The organism is Streptomyces lydicus, from assembly GCF_001729485.1.
GTDB classification, from domain to species: domain Bacteria; phylum Actinomycetota; class Actinomycetes; order Streptomycetales; family Streptomycetaceae; genus Streptomyces; species Streptomyces lydicus_D.
In genome coordinates this window covers 6,883,154-6,902,997 of the sequence record NZ_CP017157.1, presented here as the reverse complement: position 1 = coordinate 6,902,997, position 19,844 = coordinate 6,883,154, and the positions used below count along the sequence as shown (strand labels likewise).

At 72.1% G+C, this 19,844-nt stretch carries 19 protein-coding genes and 1 tRNA gene; 15 read left to right on the top strand and 5 right to left on the bottom strand.

Annotated elements, in window-relative coordinates; genetic code table 11:
* Nucleotides 1-136 precede the first annotated feature (136 nt).
* From SL103_RS38095 to SL103_RS29885, 4 genes are all read left to right on the top strand, one after another.
* Nucleotides 137-463, top strand: coding sequence for a hypothetical protein (locus SL103_RS38095; RefSeq protein WP_069572087.1), 327 nt, complete (start codon nt 137-139; stop codon nt 461-463).
* A gap of 117 nt (nt 464-580) precedes the next feature.
* Nucleotides 581-934: a WhiB family transcriptional regulator gene (locus SL103_RS29895; RefSeq protein WP_026169602.1), complete on the top strand. Its 354-nt coding sequence runs from the start codon at nt 581-583 to the stop codon at nt 932-934.
* The gene (locus SL103_RS29890) at nt 931-1,248 is read left to right on the top strand and encodes a hypothetical protein (RefSeq protein WP_069572086.1); all 318 of its coding nucleotides are present in this window, start codon (nt 931-933) and stop codon (nt 1,246-1,248) included. The genes SL103_RS29895 and SL103_RS29890 overlap by 4 nt, the downstream gene beginning before the upstream one ends.
* A gap of 105 nt (nt 1,249-1,353) precedes the next feature.
* Nucleotides 1,354-1,551, top strand: a complete 198-nt coding sequence (locus tag SL103_RS29885) for a hypothetical protein (RefSeq protein ID WP_033269839.1) — start codon at nt 1,354-1,356, stop codon at nt 1,549-1,551.
* A gap of 34 nt (nt 1,552-1,585) precedes the next feature.
* On the opposite strand, the gene SL103_RS29880 is transcribed toward SL103_RS29885, so the two are convergent.
* Nucleotides 1,586-3,034 (bottom strand): ABC1 kinase family protein, encoded by a 1,449-nt coding sequence (locus SL103_RS29880; protein ID WP_069572085.1) that lies wholly within the window; start codon nt 3,032-3,034, stop codon nt 1,586-1,588.
* 42 nt (nt 3,035-3,076) lie between these two features.
* A complete protein-coding gene (locus tag SL103_RS29875; RefSeq protein WP_069572084.1) occupies nt 3,077-4,213 on the bottom strand; it encodes a TOMM precursor leader peptide-binding protein in 1,137 nt (378 codons plus the stop codon).
* 184 nt (nt 4,214-4,397) lie between these two features.
* On the opposite strand from SL103_RS29875, the gene SL103_RS29870 reads away from it, so the two are divergent.
* The 4 genes from SL103_RS29870 to SL103_RS29855 all read left to right on the top strand — a co-directional run bounded on the left by SL103_RS29870 (nt 4,398) and on the right by SL103_RS29855 (nt 8,300).
* The gene (locus SL103_RS29870) at nt 4,398-5,024 is read left to right on the top strand and encodes a M48 metallopeptidase family protein (protein WP_069572083.1); all 627 of its coding nucleotides are present in this window, start codon (nt 4,398-4,400) and stop codon (nt 5,022-5,024) included.
* A 112-nt stretch (nt 5,025-5,136) separates the two neighbouring features.
* A complete protein-coding gene (locus SL103_RS29865) occupies nt 5,137-6,828 on the top strand; it encodes a TerD family protein (protein ID WP_069572082.1) in 1,692 nt (563 codons plus the stop codon).
* Nucleotides 6,829-6,839: 11 nt separating this feature from the next.
* The gene (locus SL103_RS29860) at nt 6,840-7,523 is read left to right on the top strand and encodes an AIM24 family protein (RefSeq protein ID WP_069572081.1); all 684 of its coding nucleotides are present in this window, start codon (nt 6,840-6,842) and stop codon (nt 7,521-7,523) included.
* An 18-nt stretch (nt 7,524-7,541) separates the two neighbouring features.
* Nucleotides 7,542-8,300, top strand: coding sequence for an AIM24 family protein (locus SL103_RS29855; protein WP_069572080.1), 759 nt, complete (start codon nt 7,542-7,544; stop codon nt 8,298-8,300).
* Between the two features lie 57 nt (nt 8,301-8,357).
* Here the strand turns inward: SL103_RS29855 and SL103_RS29850 are convergent, their stop codons facing one another.
* Nucleotides 8,358-8,888, bottom strand: a complete 531-nt coding sequence (locus SL103_RS29850; protein WP_069572079.1) for an NUDIX hydrolase — start codon at nt 8,886-8,888, stop codon at nt 8,358-8,360.
* On the bottom strand, nt 8,885-10,345 hold the full coding sequence (locus tag SL103_RS29845) for a zinc-dependent metalloprotease (RefSeq protein WP_069572078.1): 1,461 nt from the start codon (nt 10,343-10,345) through the stop codon (nt 8,885-8,887). Before SL103_RS29845 ends, SL103_RS29850 begins: the two co-directional genes overlap by 4 nt.
* 191 nt (nt 10,346-10,536) lie before the next feature.
* Here SL103_RS29845 and SL103_RS29840 point away from each other — a divergent pair, with 191 nt between their 5' ends.
* From SL103_RS29840 to SL103_RS29825, 4 genes are all read left to right on the top strand, one after another.
* Entirely contained in the window at nt 10,537-11,688 is a 1,152-nt protein-coding gene (locus tag SL103_RS29840; RefSeq protein WP_069572077.1) for an SDR family oxidoreductase, read from the top strand.
* Nucleotides 11,689-11,809: 121 nt separating this feature from the next.
* Nucleotides 11,810-12,292, top strand: a complete 483-nt coding sequence (locus tag SL103_RS29835) for a molybdenum cofactor biosynthesis protein MoaE (protein ID WP_033269831.1) — start codon at nt 11,810-11,812, stop codon at nt 12,290-12,292.
* A 180-nt stretch (nt 12,293-12,472) separates the two neighbouring features.
* Nucleotides 12,473-12,664, top strand: a complete 192-nt coding sequence (locus SL103_RS29830) for a hypothetical protein (RefSeq protein ID WP_069572076.1) — start codon at nt 12,473-12,475, stop codon at nt 12,662-12,664.
* A 123-nt stretch (nt 12,665-12,787) separates the two neighbouring features.
* Nucleotides 12,788-13,885, top strand: a complete 1,098-nt coding sequence (locus SL103_RS29825; RefSeq protein ID WP_069572075.1) for a YlbL family protein — start codon at nt 12,788-12,790, stop codon at nt 13,883-13,885.
* 87 nt (nt 13,886-13,972) lie between these two features.
* On the opposite strand, the gene SL103_RS29820 is transcribed toward SL103_RS29825, so the two are convergent.
* On the bottom strand, nt 13,973-14,527 hold the full coding sequence (locus SL103_RS29820) for a PPA1309 family protein (protein WP_069572074.1): 555 nt from the start codon (nt 14,525-14,527) through the stop codon (nt 13,973-13,975).
* Nucleotides 14,528-14,741: 214 nt separating this feature from the next.
* Here SL103_RS29820 and SL103_RS29815 point away from each other — a divergent pair, with 214 nt between their 5' ends.
* The 3 genes from SL103_RS29815 (at nt 14,742) to SL103_RS29805 (ending at nt 19,802) form a co-directional block, all read left to right on the top strand.
* The gene (locus SL103_RS29815) at nt 14,742-17,549 is read left to right on the top strand and encodes a UPF0182 family membrane protein (protein WP_079146047.1); all 2,808 of its coding nucleotides are present in this window, start codon (nt 14,742-14,744) and stop codon (nt 17,547-17,549) included.
* Between the two features lie 110 nt (nt 17,550-17,659).
* Nucleotides 17,660-17,733 (top strand) — tRNA-Met (locus SL103_RS29810).
* A 218-nt stretch (nt 17,734-17,951) separates the two neighbouring features.
* The gene (locus SL103_RS29805; protein ID WP_208869991.1) at nt 17,952-19,802 is read left to right on the top strand and encodes an SEL1-like repeat protein; all 1,851 of its coding nucleotides are present in this window, start codon (nt 17,952-17,954) and stop codon (nt 19,800-19,802) included.
* Nucleotides 19,803-19,844: the final 42 nt, after the last annotated feature.

Below are 19,844 nucleotides of genomic sequence, written 5' to 3'. Positions count from 1 at the left end.
GCGCGGAGCGCATCCCCATAGCCTTCGGAAGCACGGAGACAACGGAACCTTCCGAGATCCGATCGATCCGTGCTGTACTTGAACACCCTGGAACGGGATTCCCGGTCCACCGAGACGCCGAGAGGAGGCGAGACCAGTGATCAGCATTAACGAGACCAACAAAATGACCGATCTGTCGGTCGTCGCCACCTGCACTCTCGGCTCCTCGCTCCTGGGCACCGGTCTGTCCGGCTTCGGCCGCCCCTCCGGTACCGAGGTCGCGCGCCCCGAGTCCCTCGCCGTGCTGACGCGCAGCGAGCGCACCGCGCGACCGACCGAGGCACCTGCGGCAGTAGCAGTGGCGGCCAAGGCGAATGCCTTTGCCTTCGCGGCGGCCAACGGTGCCGAATCCCGGGAGCAGTACCAGACGCAGCATGCAATGTGGGCCTACCGCGGCCTCGAACCCTGGAGAGATCCAGCCTGATCGGCAGATCAGGTCGGCACCTTCCAGGGCCGCGGAACCCACACCGGGATCCGCGGCCCTTTTGTTTGCCCCAGCCGTCCGCCACCAGCGGGCCGAAACAGACGAGGAACACACACCGTGCAACTGCAGACGCACACCCCGTCCGTAGCGACCGACCTGATCCCTCCGCCCGACCCCCAGGAGAACTCCTTGCTGCCCCTCACCGAGCTCGACGACGAGATCGACCGCCTCGGCGCCGCGGTTCCGTGCCGCACCTATGACCCGGAGGTCTTCTTCGCCGAGTCCCCGGCCGACGTCGAGTACGCCAAGACGCTGTGCCAGACCTGTCCGGTCCGTGAGGCTTGCCTCGCCGGCGCCAAGGACCGCCGTGAGCCGTGGGGCGTCTGGGGTGGCGAGCTCTTCGTCCAGGGCGTCGTGGTGCCGCGGAAGCGCCCGCGTGGCCGTCCGCGCAAGAACCCGGTCGCGGCATGAACACCACCGGCACAGGAACGATCGACCGTCCCGTCACACGGGATCCCAAGAAGCAGGACCCCACGATGAACTCCCTCTTCACCGACACCCCCGTCCCCGCGAACGCCGACGCGATCGAGTCGCGTCAGAACAGGAACCACGCCATGCAACTCATCCCAGAAGCCTTGGCGCGTGCGCATATGCATGAACGCCTGCGGGAGGCCGAGTCCGAACGCAGGGGGCAGCGGCTCGCCGCCGCGCGGCGGATGCAGCGGCGCGCCGAGCGCGCTTCGCTGCGGGCCCGCCGTGCGCTGGCCATGGCCGTGATGCAGTAACGCGGTCCGCTGACACCGCCGCCCTTCACGGGGCCCGTCCGACAGGGCGGGCCCCGTGGTGCGTTGTATCCGGCTTCGTGCGGTTGACGGGGATATCGTCGGACGGTGAACCAGAAGACGCACGAACAGGCGGAGTTGGCCGACGGGCGCACGGTGTGCGCCGGATGCGGTGCGGTGGCCGAGGGCACCTTGCCGACCTGGACCTGCTCCGTGGAGAACGGTGAGCGCCGCTACTTCTGTGACGCCTGCGCGCGGGAGAACATCCGGGCGATCGAGGGACGCCTGGATTCCAGCTGGTGGTGAGGCCGGGCGCCGCGGTCGGCGCCCGGCGGCGGGGTCAGGCGGTGGACTCCTCGACTTCTTCCGCACGCGCGTCGGCGCCGGTCTTCGCACGGTCCGCCGGGACGGACGCGGCGACGTCGGGGAGGTCGGCGCCGGCCGGCTCCTCCTCGGGCACGAAGCCCGGCATCCACGCCTCCAGCTCGTCCCGCAGCCGCACCGTCGCGCCCAGCTGGCACAGCACGCCGATGGTGCTCAACGTCACACGGTGGATGAGCAGATACGCGGGCGGCAGGTTGAGCCGCTTGGCCAGTTGGTAGGCGGGGGAGCGCGGGTCTCCGATGCGGGTCGCCTGCTGCCGCATCCAGCCGCGGGTGAAGGTGAACGCGTCCACCTGCGCGGGCTCGATGATCGGCAGCAGATACTCCAGCACCGCGTCCGGGTCCAGGTCGATGGATTCCTTGACGAAGCCCTCGTCGCACAGCTGCTGGTAGACCGCCTCCGCCTCGCCGTCCAGCGTCATCCGCAGTGAGGTGCCGATCGTCGGGGGCAGCCCGTCGGGCAGCCGGTCGACGGTGCCGAAGTCGAGCACGCCCAGCCGCCATTCCGCGGCGGGCGCGTCCGGGGAGTCCCCGGGGAGCAGCCGGAAGTTGCCCGGATGCGGGTCGGCGTGCAGCAGCCCGGTGCGGGCCGGGCCGGAGAACAGGAACCGTGCCAGCAGCTGCCCGGCCCGGTCGCGCTGCTCGTCCGTGCCGTCCGCGATGACCTCGGACAGCGGCACCCCCTCCAGCCACTCCGTCACCAGGACCTGCTCGCACTGGTGCACGACGGCCGGCACGGTCACGTCCGGGTCGTCGGCGAACTCCTCGGCGTGCGCCTGCTGGGCCTCGGCCTCCAGGCCGTAGTCGAGCTCCTCGGAGACCCGGTCGCGCAACTCGGTGATCAGCGGCTTGATGTCCATGCCCGGGATCAGCGGCCCCAGCAGCCGGGCGAACCGGCTCAACTGCGACAGATCCGACAGCAGTGCCTGACCGGCGCCCGGGTACTGCACCTTGACGGCGACCTCCCGGCCGTCGTGCCACACCGCCCGGTGCACCTGACCGATCGACGCCGCCGCGGCCGGTTTGTCCTCGAACTCCTCGAACAGCTCCCGCCAGTCCTCGCCGAGCCGCTCCGTGAGCACCGCGTGCACCGTGCTCGTCGGCATCGGCGGCGCCGCCTCCTGGAGTTTGGTCAGCGCGGCGCGGTAGGGCCCGGCGATCTCCTCGGGCAGGGCCGACTCGAAGACCGACAGGGCCTGCCCGAACTTCATCGCTCCGCCCTTGAGCTCCCCGAGTACCTTGAAGAGCTGTTCGGCGGTGCGCTGTTGCAGCTCACGGCCCACGATCTCGGCGGATCTGCCGCCGATCCGCTTGCCGAGGCCCCAGGTGGCACGGCCGGCGAACCCCAGTGGCAGCGCGGCCAGCTTGGCGGTGCGGGTGACCGCCTTGCGGGGAAGATCAGACATGCGCCCCTCCAACTCACACTGTCCCCTACCGGGGTTACTCCGTCATTGTGGCGTGTCACGGCCGAGGATCCGAGGCGCTGTCGCAGACGGTGAAGCGGCAGTACCGCACGCGCACTCCGGATGCGGCTCGATCCGCACCGTCCGCACGGTCGCACACGGCAGGGCGAGCTCCATCCGCGCCCCTGTGGACGGCGGCAGTTCACCGTCGAGGAACGTCAGCGCCTGCACGGCGGCGAGCCCGGCGACCGCCGTTGCCAGCGCGGCGTCGCACGCCGGCACCGCGGGTGCGGCCCGTCCCGACCGCCACTGCGCGAGCAGCCGCGGCCAGGCCGGTTCCGCGTCCGTGCGGCGCAGTTCGTCGCAGCCGGCGCAGGCCGAGCCGCCGGGCAGCACCAGCGGACCCACCACACCCGTGCCCTCGATCACTCCCGCGTAAAGATGCGGGATCCCGGCGGTCAGCAGCGGCTCGGCCAGCACCGGGTCGGGGGCGTACGCGGCGAGCCCGTCCCGCGGGGCGAGCACCACCAGGGACAGTCCCGGCTCGCCCGATTCGCTGACCGGGACCCTCGGCCTCGGCCGGCGGCTCCAGGGGGAGGAGCGGCGGACCAGCGCTCCGGCCGCCGCGGCGCGCGGCTCACCGATCCGCTCGGCCCCCAGCCCGCCGGGCAGGACGTCCCCCGGGGCGACCTTGCCCCCGTCGACCACCTCCACCCGCCCCAGGCCGGCGGCCGAGAGCAGTGCCGCGACGGCGGCGCCCACCCGCCCCGCGCCCTTGACCTTCACCCGGACCGCCCGGCGGGCCCCTGTCCGCTCCAGCGCGCCGGCCGGTTCGCGGTACTGCACCGAGAGGGAGGCCAGGTCGGGCCGGAGCCGCTCGACGGCGGGCTGGTCCGCCCGGACGGCGTCGGCCGCCGGACCGCCGGCGGTGGGCGCCTCCAGCAGCCCGGCCGCGCCGAGCCGGTCCACCACACCGCGGGCGTGCTCGGCCGGGAGGTCCAGCCGCGCCGCCTCCGCGACGAGCTGCCGCACGGTGCGGGTGCCGTCGATCAGTGAGAGGAAGCTGCCGGTGGCCGTGTCGACCGGGCCGACCACCATCGCGTGGGCCGGCGCCACACCGAACCGCACCGTTTCCCTGTCCCGCCAGCCGCGCCGCAGCGCGGGCTTGAGCATCGGATGCATTGCCATCCGCCCCCGTCCTTCGTCGTCCGGCCCCCAGCATGCCCCCCGCGGCGGAGCACGCCCGGAGTTATCCACAGGCCGGAGCGGCATTAGTCGTACAAGCGCTGCACGCCATGGAGTGGTTCGGTGGCGAACCGACCGCGAGGCGGGACTTCCCGCAGGGCCAGCGGGTAACGTCGGGCGCGTGCCCGCCGACCCTCCCGCTCACGGCTTCGGGGAGACACCCCTGCGCCGCGCCGCCGACCCCTCGCGCGGGGCCGCGCCCGGCCCCAAGGCCCGCGGATCGGGAACCAGCGCGGTCGAGGTGCGGCGCAGCCAGCGGCGCCGCAGAACGGTCTCCGCCTACCGCGAGGGGGACCGCACGGTGGTGCTCATCCCGGCCCGGATGTCGGAGGCGGAGGAGCAGCGCTGGGTCACCGTCATGCTCGACAAGCTCGCCGCCCAGGAGAGCAAGCGGATGCTCGGCGACAGCGAGCTGGCCGAGCGCGCCGGGCGGCTGTCGGACCAGTTCCTGGGCGGCCGGGCCCGGCCCGCTTCGGTGCGCTGGGTCACCAACCAGAACACCCGCTGGGGATCGTGCACCCCGGCCGAGGGCAGCATCCGGCTCTCGCACCGCCTCCAGGGCATGCCGGAGTACGTCGTCGACTACGTCCTGCTGCACGAGCTGGCGCATCTGCTCGTCCCCGGCCACGGCCCCTCGTTCTGGAGCCTGCTGGAGTCCTATCCGCGTACGGAACGCGCCCGCGGCTACCTCGAAGGGGTGGTGGCGGCGGAGCGGCTGCCCCATCTGCCCCCGGCCCGCCCCGAATAGCGGGGGCGTCCGCGGCGTTGCCGTGCGCCCCGGCATCGCTTGCTGTCGGTGTCAGCGGTTAGCCTGGCCGCGCAGAGCACATCACGGCGGGAGCGGGGGACGGGCGTTACGTATGGCCAGGGAATTCCAGCGCGGCCACAAGGCCAGGATCGCTGATCTGACGGCGGGGACGGATCTGTACGTCGGCGTGCAGATCGCCGGGCCCGGCCTGACCTTCGACATCAGCTGCTTCGGCCTGGACGCCGAGGAACGGCTCTCCGACGACCGGTACTTCATCTTCTTCAACCAGCCCGCCTCGCCCGAGGAGTCGATCCAGCTGCTCGGCCCGCAGGCGGGCGACAACGAGTCCTTCCGTGTCACCCTCGACAAGATCCCGCCGCACATCGAGAAGCTCACCTTCACCGCCGCCCTCGACGGCGCCGGCCAGGTCTCGCAGATCGGCCCCGGCTACCTCCGGATCGTGGCCGGCGGCGAGGAAGTCGCCCGCTACTCCTTCACCGGCAGCGAGTTCAGCACCGAACGCGCCGTCATGCTCGGCGACTTCTACCTCAAGGACGTCTGGCGGTTCGCCGCCGTCGGCCAGGGATTCGACGGCGGCCTGGAGGCGCTGCTGAAGAACTTCGGCGGCGAGGTCGCCGAGGAGGCGGAGGCGCAGCCCGAACCGCCCGCCGCCGCCCAGGGCGTGCCCGGCTTCGCGCCGCCCTCCGGGCCCGCCGCCCCCGCTCCGTCCTTCGGGGCGCCCGCGGCCCCGCAGCCCGCGCCCGACTTCGGCCCGCCCCAGGGGGCGCCGCACCCGCCCCCGGCGGCCGCGCAGCCCGCCCCCGCGCCCCAGGCCCCGCAGCCCACCGCGCCGCAGGTGCACAACGCCCCCACCATCGCCGCCCCGCTGGCCCCGCCCGCTGGCCCGGTGCCGCCGCCCGGCCAGCAGCCGCCGGCCCCCCACGGCCAGCCGGCGCCCTACGGTCAACCGGCGCCCGGCCAGGACCCGTACGGGCCGCCGCAGCCTCCGGCCGCCCCGCCCGGTGGCGGCCACCCGGGCCAGCCGGCCCCGTACGGCGGCCCCGCCCCGTACGGGCAGCCGGCACCGCAGCCCCTCGGCGCCCCGTATGCCGGGCAGGCCCCCACGCTGCCCCAGGGGGGCGGTCCCGGTCTCGGTGTCGTGCTGGACAAGTACAAGGAGGCGCCCACCGGTCAGCGCTGGACCCCGCAGAACAGCAAGCTGATCCGGGTCGACCTCGGTGTCGACGGCCAGCCGGTGCTCGCCCGCCAGGGCAGCATGGTCCTCTACCAGGGCAAGGTCGACTTCGGCTACAAGGGCGCCGGGTTCCGCGGCCGGATCGTCGGCAACGCCACCGGCCAGGAGATGCAGCTGATGCGCTGCACCGGCCAGGGTCAGGTCTTCTTCGCCGACAACAGCGCCCACGTCCACCCCATCGAGCTGCAGGGCGACGCGATCTGCGTGTCCGCCGAGTCCGTGCTCGCCTTCGACGAGTCGCTGCAGCACGAGGTGCGCCGCATCGAGGGCCACGGCATCCCCGGTGGCGCCCTGTTCACCATGCAGTTCCAGGGGACCGGCACCCTCGTCGTCAAGACCCACGGCACCCCGGTCGTGCTGCCGGTCACCCCGACCACCTTCGCCGACGCCAACGCCGTCGTGGCCTGGTCCGCCGCCTCCCAGGTGATCATCTCCAGTCAGGTGAGCCTGCGCCGGCACGCCTATCCGGGCCACTCCGGCGAGACCGTGAACCTCCAGTTCCGCGGTGCGCCCGGCAACTTCATCGTCGTCCAGCCCTACGAGGTCTGAGGGAGCCCGTCATGACCCAGCAGCAGCTGTCGGGCTACGTCCCGACCCCGCCCGCCGCCCGTATGGAGAACCACGGCAGCGCCATGGTGAAAATCGCCATGCAGAGCGGCCAGGACGTCTTCGCCCGCACCGGCTCGATGGTCGCCTACGAGGGCTTCGTTCAGTACGAGCCGAACCCGCCCGCCGTGCGCCAGATGGCCTCCCAGTGGCTCACCGGTGAGGGCGCGCCCCTGATGAAGTGCTCCGGCGACGGCCTGCTCTACCTCGCCGACTACGGCGCCGACGTGGTCTGCATCAACCTCAACGGTGACGCGCTCTCCGTCAACGGCACCAACCTCCTCGCCTTCGACGCACACCTCCAGTGGGGCGTGCAGCGCGTCAAGGGCATGGCCAAGTTCGCCGGCCAGGGCCTGTTCAACGTCGGGATCTCCGGCACCGGCTGGGTCGCGCTGACCTCCCGGGGCACGCCCGTCGTCGTCGACTGCGGCCGCGGCGAGGACGAGACCTATGTGGACCCGGACGCGCTGGTCGCCTGGTCGACGCACCTGAAGATGAAGGGCAAGCGCAGCTTCAAGGCGTCCTCGATGATCGGGCGCGGCAGCGGCGAGGCGTACCAACTCGGCTTCTCCGGCCAGGGGTTCGTCGTCGTCCAGCCCAGCGAGGACAGCACCGACCGGCTCCGGGCCCGGGGCTGAGGGGGAGGACCGAACGCCATGCAGAGTCCGCTTTTCGCCTTCACCGAGGCACACACCCAGGACCGCTACGCCCTGCAGAACAGCCAGCTGCTGCGGGTCGCCCTCCAGGGCCACGACGACGTCCTCGCCCGCAAGGGATCGATGGTCGCCTATCAGGGGCTGCTCGAATTCGACGGCAACTACCAGACGCCCGGCCAGCACCGGGCCCGCGCCCACTCCGGTGAGGGCCTCGACCTGATGCGCGTCTCCGGGCAGGGCACCGTCTACCTGGCCAACCTCGCCCAGTACGTGCACGTCGTCGACGTCGACCACGACGGCCTGACCGTCGACAGCAGCTACGTGCTGGCGCTGGACTCCGGCCTCCACTGGGAGGTGGTCTCCGTCGACAGCCAGTACGGGATCTCCGGCACCGGCAAGTACCAGCTCAACATCTCCGGGCAGGGCAAGGTCGCCCTGATGACCTCGGGGCAGCCGCTGATGCTCCAGGTCACGCCCGACAAGTACGTCAACGCCGACGCCGACGCGGTGGTCGCCTGGTCCGCGTCGCTACGGGTGCAGATGCAGGCGCAGACGCACTCCTCCGGGGTGTGGCGGCGCCGCGGCAGCACCGGCGAGGGCTGGGAGCTCAGCTTCCTCGGCCAGGGCTATGCACTGGTCCAGCCCAGCGAGCTGCTGCCGCCGCAGAACGCGGTCATCGGCTCCGGCCTGGCCGCCCAGTTCGGCATGGGCCAGCAGGGCGTCAGGGGAGCCAACCAGGGCAACATCTTCACCAACTGACCCGCCGCGGACGGAAATCCGGCGCCCCGGAAGGGGCGCCGGATCCGCAAGTTCCCTCTAGAGGAGCGCGCGGGCGGCTTCCACCAGGCGCACCACCGAGTCGTCGGCGACGCCCGGCACCTCGTCGTACCCGAACCACTTCAGGTCCAGCGACTCGTCGCTGATCGCCGCGACCGCGCCCGCGGGCGCCAGCGCCGCGTACTGCACGTCCAGATGCACCGCGCACGGCGTGCGGTGACGGTCCAGCCGCACCGGGCCGCCGGGCAGCAGCGTCAGCCCCCGGGCGATGCCCGACTCCTCGCGCGCCTCACGCAGCGCCGCGTCGGCCAGCGAGGCGTCCTCCGGCTCGCAGTGGCCGCCCATCTGCAGCCACATCTCCAGCTTGCGGTGCAGCGTCAGCAGCACCCGGCCCGCGGCCGGGTCGATCACCAGCGCGCTCGCCGTGAGATGCCCCTCCTTGCAGGGCTTCCACATGCCGTCCCGGTGGGCGGCCAGATGATCCAGATACGCCAGCCGCAGCTGCTCCTGATCGGGCGACGGCGCGGGCCACTCCTTGAGCACCCGCGCCGCCTCGGCGTGCAGACTCACTTGTCGCCGTCACCCTTGCCCTCGCCGGGCGTCCCGTCCGGGCCTTCGCCCTCCCGGCCGGGCTTGCCGAGGTCCGGCCCGCGGTCCCGGGCCGCCTCGCCGAGCATCTTGTCGAGCTCGGAGAAGTCCGGCTGCTCGTGGTGCACGAAGCCGTCCGGGTCGTCCAGGTCGGCCGCCGTCGGCAGCATGTCAGGGTGCTCCCACAGGCCGTCGCGGCCGTCCAGGCCACGTGCGTCCGTCAGCGACGCCCACAGCCGTGAGGCGTCCCGCAGCCGGCGCGGACGCAGCTGCAGACCGATCAGCGTCGAGAACGTCTGCTCCGCGGGGCCGCCGCTCGCCCGGCGCCGCCGCAGCGTCTCGCGGAGCTTGTCCGCGGACGGCAGATGCGGCTTGGCGGCGGCGTGCACCACCGCGTCCACCCAGCCCTCGACCAGCGCCAGCGCGGTCTCCAGCCGGGCCAGCGCCGCCTTCTGCTCCGGGGTGTCCTCGGGCTGGAACATGCCCTGCTGCAGCGCGTTCTGCAGCTCCTCGGGGTGCTGGGGGTCGATCTGGCCGACCACGTCCTCCAGCTTGGTCGTGTCGACCTTGATGCCGCGCGCGTACCCCTCGACGGCGCCGAACAGATGCGAGCGCAGCCACGGCACATGGGCGAAGAGCCGCTGGTGGGCGGCCTCGCGCAGGGCCAGATACAGCCGCACCTCCTCCTGCGGCACGCCCAGGCCCGCGCCGAACGTCGCGATGTTCCCGGGCAGCAGCGCCGCCTTCCCGGCCGGGCCCAGCGGCAGCCCGATGTCCGTCGAACCGACGACCTCACCGGCCAGGACGCCCAGCGCCTGCCCGATCTGGGTGCCGAACATCGCGCCGCCCATGGAGCGCATCATCCCGAGCAGCGGGCCCGCCATGGCCTGCATCTCCTCGGGCAGCACATCGCCCATGGCCGCCCCGACGCGCTCGGCGAGCGGATTGACCAGGTCCTTCCACACCGGAAGGGTCTCCTCGACCCACTCGGCGCGGCTCCACGCCACCACCGAGCCCGAGCCCGAGGGCAGCGACGTCACACCGTCCAGCCACAGGTCCGCCAGCCGCACCGCCTCCTCGACGGCCGAGCGCTCGCCCGGCGACAGGCTCGCGTCCTTGCTGCCGTCCTGCGCGCCCTGCGAGACGGTCTGCCGGGCGATGTCCTTGGCCATCTCCCAGTTCACCGGGCCGCCCTCGTAGGAGAGCATCTGGCCGAGCTTCTGGAAGGCGGCGCCCAGATCGCCGGGGTTCATCTCGCCACCGGGGCCGCCCATGCCGCCGAAGAGCGCCGCGAACGGATTGTCCGCGCCGCTCCCGCCACCGAACCCGAAGGGGTCCGCGGGGCCCTGGCTACCTCCCTGGCCGCCCTTCTTCTTGCCGTTGTCGCCGTCCTCCGGCTCCTCCGGCGGAAGGCCGAATCCGAATGGGGTGTCACTCACGGGTTTCCTCGGCTCGTAGGGCCGCCGACCAGGTGGCCGACGGCGGCTGCCCGACATCACCTCCAGCGTAGACACCCGGACCGCTTCGGGGCTCGGTGCTTCGCTGGCCCGGTGGCTGCGGCAGGATGGAGCCACCTGGTGCGGACGCGTCAGCACGCGCCCGTACTGAAGACAACCGCTGGAGACGCCCGGTGAGTTCCCCAGATCCGACCGTTCGCGCAGCGCGAAACGCTGCGGACCAGACCGAGAAGACAGGCGACACCGCGGGCGGCGCCCCGGACCGGCCGCTGCGTCGGCCCGTCGTCGCCGTGACCGGCGCCGCCTCCGGGGTCGGTGCGCAGCTCACCCGTGCCCTGGTCGACTCCGACGAGGTCAAGGAGGTGGTGGCGCTCGACGAGCGGCGCGGCGACGTCGCCGGGGCGCAGTGGCACGTCCTGGACGTACGCGACCCCGCCATCGCCGACAAGCTGCGCGGCGCGGACGTCGTCGTCCACCTGGCGCTCGACCTCGACCTGGAGACCGACGCCACCGCGCGCACCGCCTACAACGTGCGCGGCACCCAGACCGTGCTGACCGCCGCCGCGGCCGCCGGCGTCCACCGGGTGGTGCTGTGCACCTCCGCGATGGTCTACGGGGCGCTGCCCGACAACGACGTGCCGCTGGCCGAGGACGCCGAGTTGCGGGCCACCGCGGACGCCACCGGCGTCGGCGACCTCCTGGAGATCGAGCACCTCGCGCGCCGCGCGCCCCGCGCACACCCCGGGCTGAACGTCACCGTTCTGCGCCCCGCCGTCCTGGTGGGCGGCACCGACACCGCGCTGACCCGCTACTTCGAGTCGCCCCGCCTGCTGGTCGTCGCCGGATCCCGCCCCTCCTGGCAGTTCTGCCACGTCGAGGACCTGGTCAGCGCCCTGGAGTACGCGGCGCTGGAGAAGGTCGACGGGGAGCTGGCGGTGGGCTGCGACGGGTGGCTGGAGCAGGAGGAGGTCGAGGAGCTGTCCGGGATCCGGCGCATGGAGCTGCCGTCCTCGGTGGCCCTGGGCGCCGCCGCCCGCCTGCACCGCATCGGGCTGACCCCGTCGCCCGCCGGGGACCTCGCGTACACCATGCACCCGTGGGTGGTCAGCGGCAGCCGGCTGCACGAGGCGGGCTGGCGGCCCCGGTGGACGAACGAGGAGGTGCTCGCCGAGCTGCTGGAGGAGGTCGCCGGACGCCACACCGTCGCCGGCCGCCGGCTGGGCCGCAAGGACGCCACCGCCGCGGGCGCCGCCGGCGCCACCGTCGCCCTCCTGGGAACCGCCGCTCTCGTGCGGCGCGCCCGTAAGGCCCGCCGCCGCATCTGAGCGGCACCGGGCAGGCCGGGCCGTGACGGCCTCCGGGGCTGGAGAAGTCTCCATACCGGGGGCGGGACGACCGGTGGAAACGGCCATTCCGCCGCGGGTGCGCGTACGGCACGATGGAGGCATGTCTGGCACGCCTTCTGACTCGACCCCCGGCCGCGACCACCCCGGTGAGCGGGCCGCGGCGGACCCCATCCGGCTCCTGGAGATCCGCGACAGCGCGCTGTCCGTGGACGAGGTGTTCGCCGCGGTGGGTGACGCGGCGGCCGGCGGCACGGCCCTTTTCGTGGGCACGGTCCGCTCGCACGACAACGGCGCCGACGTCGAGGGCCTGGGCTACTCCGCGCACCCGACGGCCGTGGCGGAGATGCGCCGGATCGCCGAGAAGGTCGTCGCGGACTTCCCCGTGCGGGCGCTGGCGGCCGTGCACCGGGTGGGCGAGCTGCGGATCGGTGATCTGGCCGTCGTCGTCGCGGTCTCCTGCCCGCACCGGGGCGAGGCGTTCGACGCCTGCCGGCGGATGATCGACGACCTCAAGCACGAGGTGCCGATCTGGAAGCACCAGACGTTCTCGGACGGAACCGAGGAATGGGTGGGAGCCTGCTGAAGTTCCGGGTAGAAGCCCCTGCACCAGGGGATCAGCGCCCGGGCGCGGAGCCGTACCGGTGCATTGCGTTCCGGATGTTCCCGGTTGCGTAACCGGCCCCCTGGCATAAGCGTTGACCTGGTAGATGGTTAATCTGCTTATTCGTCGATCGCGGTCGTACAAGGGGTTGGGAGGTCGCTGATGGGTGCGCTCCTCTGGTTGCTGATTCCGGTGGGTGCCGGGCTGGTCGCCGCGGCGTGGAGCAGCTGGGCCCTGCGGAACCGCAAGGCCGGGGACGTCGCGGAACTCGCGGGCTACGCCCGTTTCCGGGACGCGATGGAAAAAGAGCATCCCGCTTCCGAACCTGTCCGGGCCGGGTCGGACTCCGCCTGACATTCGCCGGTCCGTACGCGGTGGCACGGCCGGTCCCGTGCCGGGCCCGAGGGCGGGCGGCTGTGCGCCCCGTACGGACGGCCCCGCGGGCCGGTTGTCATACCCGTCCCGTACTGTCGTTCCATGCCACGCCGCACCGCGACGCTGCTCGCCTCGACCCTGATGCTGATCGCGCTGCTCTGCGCCGGGGTCCTGATTCCCGTGCCGTACTCCGAGATGTCGCCGGGCCCGACGGTCAACACGCTCGGTGAGCACGACGGCGAGCCGGTGCTGCAGATCTCCGGTCGCAAGACGTACCCGACGACCGGGCACCTCAACATGACCACCGTCCGGGTCACCGGCCCCGACTACCGCATGAACCTCTTCGAGGCGGTCTACGGCTGGCTGGACCACGACAACGCCGTGGTGCCGCACAAGACGCTCTACCCCGAGGGTCAGACGGCCGAGCAGGCCGACCAGGAGAACGCCGAGGAGTTCAGCCAGTCCCAGGAGAGCGCCAAGGCGGCCGCCCTGAACCAACTGCACATCCCGGTGGCCGCGCAGACCGTCGTCGGCACCGTCGTCAAGGACAAGCCGGCCGACGGGCGGCTGCACGCCGGCGACGTGATCAAGGCGGTGGACGGCACGGAGGTCAAGCAGGCCGGTGACGTCGCCAAGTTCGTGACCAAGCACAAGCCGGGCGAGCGGGTCGTCTTCACGATCATCCCCGCCAAGGTCGCGGCCGCGGCGGAGAAGCAGGGCAAGAAGCCCGCGGGCGGCGAGAAGCAGGTGGCGATCACGACGCAGAAGGCCCCGGACGGCCGTGCCATCGTCGGCATCCAGGCCGGCGTGGACCACGCCTTCCCGTTCCCCATCGACGTCAAGCTGGCCGATGTGGGCGGCCCGAGCGCCGGGCTGATGTTCGCGCTCGGCATCGTCGACAAGCTCACGCCGGGGGACATGACCGGCGGCAGGTTCGTGGCCGGTACGGGCACCATCGACGACAAGGGCAAGGTCGGCCCGATCGGTGGCATTTCGATGAAGACGGTCGGCGCGCGCGACAAGGGCGCGGAGTTCTTCCTGACGCCCAAGGACAACTGCGCCACCGCCGCGAAGGACACCCCGGCCGGGCTCCGCCTGGTCAAGGTCGACACCATCGGCGACGCTGTCAAGGCACTGGACAAGATCCGCAAGGGCGACCTGGCCGGCCTGCCGAGCTGCAGCCCGGCCGGCCGGGCGTAGGGTCCGTACGCCGGCCCGGAGGTTCCGTACGCGGGTCCGGCGGGCCCCGCCGCCACCCCTCGGGGCGCGGCGGGGGCGGAGCGCCGGTCAGCTCTCGAAGGTCGCGGCGAGGGCTTCGGCCAGGCCCGGCACGAGCGCCGCACCGGTGAGCACCTCGGCCGTGGAGTCCTTCTCGCGCAGCCGCAGCGCCGATTCGCGCCGGCCGTCGCGCAGCACGGCCACCGTCATGCGGACCTCCTGGCGGTCCGGATGCCCGGCGACCCACTTGGCGAGCTGGGCCTCGTCCATGCCCGCGGGCTCGGAGTCCTCGGCGGCCGGCGGCAGCATCAGCCGCTCCACGCTCAGCGCGCAGCCGGCGACGGCGTCCGGCCAGGCGATGGTGGCCAGGAACTCGTCCAGCGGCACCTCGGCCGGGATCTCGTCCTGTTCCACGGGGGTCAGGGAAGCGGTGGTGGAGTCGTCGATGCCGAGCTGAGCGGCGAGCGAGGGTTCCTGCGCGCGCAGCTTGGCGGAGTCGACGAGGGCGAACAGTCGGGCGGGCTGATCCCAGCCGAGCCCGGCGGCGTACTCGTCGATTTCGAGTACCGCGCGGGTCAGCGGGTCGGCGGCGAGGGGGGTGCCGTCAACGGGGAGGTTGGTCATGCTCAACATCGTGCCTTGTCCACCCCGGAAAGCGGGAACCGAGTAAAGCCTTCGTAAGTTGCATCAGTGGGTCCTACGATCGCGGGGCCTGCTCCACACGACAGCGAACTTCGAGGTGCGCACCTTGGCTTTCCAGATGCCGGACCGCGGCTCAGGCCCCTCAGGGCCACGGATCAGAGTCGGCCGACCTTCGCGGCGGATCCGGACCCTGCTGATGACACTGGGTGTGCTGGCCGTACTGGCCATGCTCTTTGTGATGTTTTCGGGGTTCTGGACCGATTGGCTCTGGTATCGCTCGGTCAAGTACTCGTCGGTCTTCACCACCACCCTGTGGACCAAGATCGGCCTCTTCGCCGTCTTCGGTGTGCTGATGGCGCTGGCCGTCGGCCTCAACATCTGGCTGGCGCACCGGCTGCGGCCGCCGCTGAGCGCGATGTCCATGGAGCAGCAGAGCCTGGACCGCTACCGGATGAGCATCGCGCCGTTCAAGAAGTGGGCGCTGATCGCGATCACCGCCGTGATCGGGCTGATCGCCGGTGCCTCCGCCTCCGGTGAGTGGCGTACGTGGCTGCAGTGGGTCAACGGCGTCCCGTTCGGCAAGACGGACCCGCAGTTCGGCATGGACGTCGCGTTCTACGCCTTCGATCTGCCGTGGTACCGCTTCCTGTTGAGCTTCGGCTTCGCCTGCACCGTGCTGTGCCTGGTCGCCGCGGCGTTGACGCACTACCTCTACGGCGGGCTGCGGCTGACGAGCCCGGGTTCGCGGGCGACGGCCGCGGCCACCGGCCATCTGTCGGTGCTGCTGGGCCTGTTCGTCTCGCTGAAGGCGATCGCGTACTGGCTCGACCGGTACGGACTCGCGGTCAAGTCCAGCGGCCTGAAGTCGGCCGATAACTGGACGGGCCTGCGGTATGTGGACGCCAACGCCTACCTCCCGGCGAAGACCATCCTGTTCTTCATCGCGGCGATCTGCGCGGTGCTGTTCTTCGCGACGCTGTGGCGGCGCACCTGGCAGCTGCCGGTGATCGGCTTCGGTCTGATGGTGCTCTCCGCGATCCTGATCGGTGGGCTGTACCCCGCCATCGTGCAGAAGTTCCAGGTCCAGCCGAACGAGCAGGCCAAGGAAGCGCCGTACATCAAGCAGAACATCAAGGCGACCCGGGACGCGTACGACATCCAGGACTCCCAGGTCACGCCGTACAAGGGCAACTACAAGCCCACCGGCAAGGCGGACAGCCAGCGGCTGCGGGACGACGCCGACTCCACGGCCAGTCTGCGGCTGCTCGACCCGAACGTGGTCTCGCCGGCCTTCCAGCAACAGCAGCAGGTCAAGGGCTACTACCAGTTCCCCTCGACCCTCGACGTCGACCGGTACAAGGACCGGGACGGCGCCGAGCAGGACACCGTGATCGGCCTGCGTGAGCTGAACATCGCCGGTATCCCCGAGCACAACTGGATCAACGACCACTTCAAGTACACCCACGGCTACGGCGCGGTCGCGGCCAAGGGCACGGAGACCGCCGACGGCGGCGGCCCGCAGTACACCGAGTCGGACCTGCCGTCCAAGGGGCAGCTCCCCGACTACCAGCAGCGGGTGTACTACGGCGAGAAGACCACGCAGTACTCCATCGTCGGCGGCCCCCAGAAGGAACTGGACTACTCCGACGACGGCAGCGAGAAGAGCTACAGCTACCGGGGCGGCAGCGGCGTCAGCCTGTCCAACCCCGTCAACCGCGCGGCCTACGCGGTGGCGTTCGGGGAGCCGCAGATCCTCTACTCCGGCGCCATCGGCGACGGCTCGCGGATCCTGTACAACCGCACGCCCAAGGACCGCGTCGAAGCCGTCGCCCCGTGGCTGACCATCGACGGCGACGCCTACCCGGCGGTCATCGACGGCCGCATCAAGTGGATCGTGGACGCCTACACCACGAGCAACGGCTACCCGTACGCCTCGCGCACCACGCTCGGCGACACCACCGCCGACTCGCTCACCGACGGGCAGCGGGCGGTGGTGGCCCAGCAGAACCAGGTCAACTACATCCGCAACTCCGTGAAGGCGACGGTCGACGCCTACGACGGTTCGGTCAAGCTCTACCAGTGGGACGAGAAGGACCCGGTCCTCAAGACCTGGATGAAGGCGTTCCCCGGCACGGTCGAGAAGAAGAGCGCCATAAGCGGCTCGCTCAAGGAGCACCTGCGCTACCCGCAGGACCTGTTCAAGGTGCAGCGCCAGCTGCTGACCACGTACCACGTCACGGACCCGGGGACCTTCTACACCGGCTCCGAGCGCTGGCAGATCCCCAGCGACCCGACGACCAAGTCGGGCAACGCGGTGCCGCCGTACTACCTGAGCATGAAGATGCCGGACCAGAAGGACCAGTCCTTCTCGCTGACGACGACGTTCACGCCCAACAAACGGGAGAACCTCGGGGCGTTCATGTCGGTCGACGCCAACGCCACCAGCGGCGACTACGGCCGGATCAGACTGCTGAAGCTCCCGTCGGAGACACCGGTGCCCGGCCCCCAGCTGGTGCAGTCGAAGTTCAACTCCGACCCGGTCATCGCCAACGAGCTCAACATCCTCAAGAAGTTCGGTGACTCGGAAATCGAGTACGGCAATCTGCTGACGGTGCCGCTGGACGGCGGGCTGCTCTACGTCGAACCGGTGTATCTGCGCGGTGCCAACACCAACTACCCGTTGCTGAAGAAGGTGTTGGTCAGCTACGGCGACAACAAGCCCGTCCTGGAGGACTCCCTCAAGGACGCGCTCGACGTGGTCTTCGGCAAGAAGGCGCCCAGCACCGGCACGGAGCAGCCGCCCGGCGGCGACACGGGCAAGCAGCCGCCGGCCGACCAGACGGTGCAGCAGGCGCTGGCCGACGCCGAGAAGGCGTACGACGACGGCGAGAAGGCTCTCGGGCGGCGTGACCTGGCGGCGTACGACGAGGCCAAGAAGAAGCTGAAGGCGGCGCTGGACCGGGCCGCCAAGGCATCCGAGAAGGCCGGCAAGTCGGGCGGCTGAGCCGCCGGCGACGTCCCGCGGGCCGTGCGGCCGCCGGTGCGAACCGGTGGCCGCGCGGCCAGGGCGGTGCGGGGGCGGCCCGGCACCGTGATACGTTAAGGGCACAACGACGCGGGGTGGAGCAGCTCGGTAGCTCGCTGGGCTCATAACCCAGAGGTCGCAGGTTCAAATCCTGTCCCCGCTACTCTCAGGCAAAGGCCCGGATTCCATGGGATCCGGGCCTTCGTCATGCGTCGTCATACGTTTCGGTTCGATCCTGGTCCAGGCCGGGTCGCGCGGCCCATGTAGGGAACCTGTGTGCTTGAGTTTGACATGTCGTCGTGTCGGGAAGTCGACAAACCGCTGAAGTGACCTCACTGGCTGCGGTATACCAGGTGTACGCGGGTTACAGGTGATGCGACGATGGGTCTTATGGGGGACAAGGCAAGGTTGTTGGAGACGGACCGGTTTGTGCATGCGCCCGACGACGGGCGCGAATCCGAGCTGCAGATGGACGTGATGGAGGCCGTGGAGGCCGCCGAGGCGTCCGAAGCGGTGACCGAGACCGGTCACCGCCGGGCCGCCGAGGCCGGGGACACCGCCGCGATGAGCGCGCTCGGCGCGATGCTGCTGCGCCGCGGTGACCTCGACGGCGCCGAACCGCACCTGCGTTCCGCGGCCGCCGCCGGGGACCGCGCCGCCGCCAACAACCTGGGCGTCCTGCTCCATCAGCGCGGTTACGGGGACGAGGCGGCCGGCTGGTGGCGGATCGCCGCCGTCGCCGGCTCCGCGGCCGCCGCCCACGCCCTCGGCCGGCACCACCGCGAGCGCGGTGACGAGCCGGCCGCCGAGTACTGGCTGCGCCAGTCCGCCGAGTCCGGGCACTGCCTGGGTGCCTACGCCCTCGCCGACCTGCTGGAGCACCGCGGTGACATCGGCGCCGAGCGCTGGTTCCGGGCCGCCGCCGAGCGCGGCCACCGCGAGGCCGCGTACCGCCTCGCCCGGCTCATCGAGGACGGTCGTGACCCGGACCGCCCGGCGGCCACCGCGTACGGCGAGCTGAACCAGCAGGAGGAGGCCGAGCAGTGGTACCGCCAGGCCGCCGCGCGGGGGCACCGCCGGGCCGCGCTGCAGCTGGGTGGCCTGCTGGAGGACCGCGGGGACGTCCAGGAGGCGGGCCGCTGGTACCTCTCCGCCGCCAAGGACGGGGAGGCGCGCGCCGCCTGTGCGCTGGGCTACCTGCTGCGGGACGCCGGTGACGAGGAGAGCGCCGCGGAGTGGTGGCGGCGCGCCGCCCAGGACGGTGACGGCAACGCCGCCAACGCGCTGGGCGCGCTGCACGCGGAGCGCGGCGAGCTGCAGAGCGCCGAGCGCTGGTACCGCGCCGCGCTGGACGCCGGGGACGTCAACGGCGCGTACAACATCGGGCTGCTGTGCGCCCGGCAGGGCCGGGCCGGCCGCGGCGAGCAGTGGTACCGGCGGGCCGCCTACGCGGGCCACCGGGAGGCCGCCAACGCGCTGGCCATCCTGCTGCTGCAGCGCGGCGACGCCTCGGGGGCCGAGCCGTGGTTCTCCAAGGCGGCCGAGGCGGGCAGCGTGGACGCCGCGTTCAACCTCGGCATCCTCTTCGCGGGCCGCGGCGAGGAGCGGCTGGCGCACTCCTGGTACGAGCGGGCCGCCGCGGCCGGGCACACCGAGGCGGCGCTCCAGGTCGCCATCGTGCAGCTGCGGGACGGCGAGCTGCGGGACGCGGAGCGCAATCTGCGCTGCGCGGCCGGCGGCGGCAGCGCCGAGGCGGCCTTCCGGCTCGCGGACCTGCTGGACCGCATGGCGTCGGCGGCGGGCGCGGCCCCGGCGGACGACGAGCGGGCCGCGGACGACGAGAGCATGCAGTGGTACGAGCGGGCCGCCCGGCAGGGCCACCGCCGCGCCCAGGTGCGGATCGGCATGTTCGCGGCGGCCCGCGGTGAGGTCGTCGAGGCGGCGAACTGGTACCGCGCGGCGGCCGAGGCGGGCAGCCGCAACGGGGCCTTCAACCTCGGGCTGCTGCTGGCCCGCGAGGGCAGCCTCCCGGAGGCCGCCCTGTGGTGGCAGCGCGCCGCCGAGTCCGGGCACGGCCGGGCCGCCCTGCGGCTGGCGCTGCTCGCCGCGCGGCGCGGTGCGCTCGCCGAGGCGCAGAGCTGGTGTGCGCGGGCCGTCGAGCTGGGGCCGCCGGAGGTGGCGGAGCGCGCGGCGCGGCTGCGTACGGCGCTGCAGGACGAGCTCAGCGCGTAGCGGCCGCGCGGGGCGGGGGCCGTGCGGGGCCCGGGCGTCGCG